Below are 2,278 nucleotides of genomic sequence, written 5' to 3'. Positions count from 1 at the left end.
GTCACCCCGCTCTTACTCGTCCGATAGTGATTCGACAGCTTTAGCATTATGTCCCTTACTTTCTACTCAAATTGCCGCGTTATGCAAGCTTTTTTGAAATAATCATGAGTCTGAGTTAAAATGCCATCAATCATCTTTCTTCAATAACTGTTTATAATAAGATATTATTCCATTAGTTTTTTCTGCTTTTATAAGTCGATAATACCTATATCTAATTCCACAGCTCATTATGTATACTATTGTCATCCAAAATGACAAATCAAAATCTAGTCGGAAAATATTCGGTATTAACCAAATATATATAACCATGTCAATAACAACAATTAGTAGTTTTTTTATGTCCATCTTACTTATAGTAACATTTCTCTTGATTACATGAATACCACCCTAGAGCACCAAATGAGACCACTCCTCCAATTCCATAGCACTTCAATGTTAAAGCACCAGCTATAAAATTAATTATACATTTTGTATATGTGTTACTTCCTTTTGCTCCGATACATTTATCCCAGTCACCACCAAATTCTATATCAACTACCTTACCCCAAATTCCACCTCTTAACATACAACAAAGTCTATCCATTTGGGATAACCCCTCCGGATCTGTATAATTCACCGCATTATTCCCCACATATCTATACCCATTCACAAGTTTTGCATAAAATCTTACTAGGTTATTTATGAAGTTTGGGAATTCACAAATTAAAGCAATCATAAGGATGTCCAAAACATATTGCGTTGATTATGCTGATCATCAATTACATTCCACCTATAAATCAAAAGCTTTCTCATGGTTAGACAATTATTATTCAATGCAAATTCTAATTAATTACGATTACCTATTTCATTATGCTTCTACTATATAGATTATTGCTTTTAGATTTATTTTATCCTATGTTTATTAAGATAAGATTTCAATGACTCTCTGGAAATTTGATTTTTGTTTATATTCTTCTTTATATACTCATTTATATCTGCCATCGATATATTATCGTAGATTTGGATTCTTTCTGTCAACACTCTCCCATCATCATTTTTATAGATGCATAATACTTCGGGGCGATCCGTTCGCTTTTTTTGAACCTTACAGTATAGATCATGTGCTTTAACTGTAATTCTATAGTAAAAATTCCCGTTTGCATGCCCATAACCTCTCTCATTTTTTTTTCTGTCTACTTCGCTATGTAGAATGAACACCACTTTGTCCTCTTGATCAGACACAACATCAATGAACCCATATTCCTTCATTACCCATGATGTTGACCTCAAAGACGAATAGGCATGATGAATAAAAGTTATATTTGCTATTACCAGGATACTGAAAATTAACACTCTCATATTAAAATTTGTTGTTCACTCACAGATAGCCTTCTCATCTGGCCCCGCCATACTCCCAGGTGAGCAACTCCAACTTCCTCCTACACATATACATTCTAAAATAGCATACAACCTCCTAAGGGAGCATGGCCCCACATTCATAGTCGCAGTTGCAGTCACAGACCCTGAAAATACTCCATATATTGTTATTTGGGCTGTGCCTGATAGTATTACCGTATCGGTTTGTGTTGATCAACAATTCTTATGCATAGATACTTGGACTTTTCCAGTCCTCTTGTCTCCCTCCTTACATGCACGTGTTGGCCTTCGCGATAGAGGAGGAATATCAATCGGATATTTGTATTTAGGATCTCCGTGCCCAGGCGCTAGCATTAAACCACTAGGATCAATATAATTCACAGGTGAATTAAACACATATCTATACCAATTCACATCTCCAGCATCAAAGCCAATCGGATCCGGCTGCAGGAAGCGGCCGTGAACGGTGCTGTAAACGCGGTTGCGTCTGGTCTCGATAAAGAAATTTGATGAGGGATTCAGCGGCAGGGATGCCACTGCTACTTTTTGTGCTCGATTTTCTAATGCACTTTGCACTTTGTAATCTTGCATGATGTCGTGTAGGTGTAAAGATCATTTTTTATGAAAATGTTATCAGCGGTTTTGATGATTGCAGGCGTATAGATGGGTGATCAAGTGATCCCGGCAACGGGAGGGCTGGCCTTCGTGTCGGCCCTGATTTTTCTACGATATCTGGGACGAGATGTCGAAGAGGTGCCTTAGAGACGAACCCATCCCTCCCATAGAATATACAAACAAAAATTGGCTCCGTGATTTCTATGCGAGGTGTTAGTTACGCTTCATATATATCTTATTCAATGATTTGTCTACTACGTCCCCTTTCCCCTTTCCTTTTATTCAGCGGTCTCCATTCATATTCTAC

At 37.2% G+C, this 2,278-nt stretch carries 2 protein-coding genes; both read right to left on the bottom strand.

The window, feature by feature from the left end:
* Positions 1-346: 346 nt before the first annotated feature.
* A complete protein-coding gene (locus NZM04_05560) occupies positions 347-715 on the bottom strand; it encodes a hypothetical protein (protein ID MCS7063498.1) in 369 nt (122 codons plus the stop codon).
* Between the two features lie 854 nt (positions 716-1,569).
* On the bottom strand, positions 1,570-1,947 hold the full coding sequence (locus NZM04_05555) for an RHS repeat-associated core domain-containing protein (protein ID MCS7063497.1): 378 nt from the start codon (positions 1,945-1,947) through the stop codon (positions 1,570-1,572).
* Positions 1,948-2,278: the final 331 nt, after the last annotated feature.

Source organism: Candidatus Methylacidiphilales bacterium (assembly GCA_025056655.1).
Classification (GTDB): Bacteria; Verrucomicrobiota; Verrucomicrobiia; order Methylacidiphilales; family JANWVL01; genus JANWVL01.
This window is presented reverse-complemented; position numbering and strand designations above follow the sequence as displayed.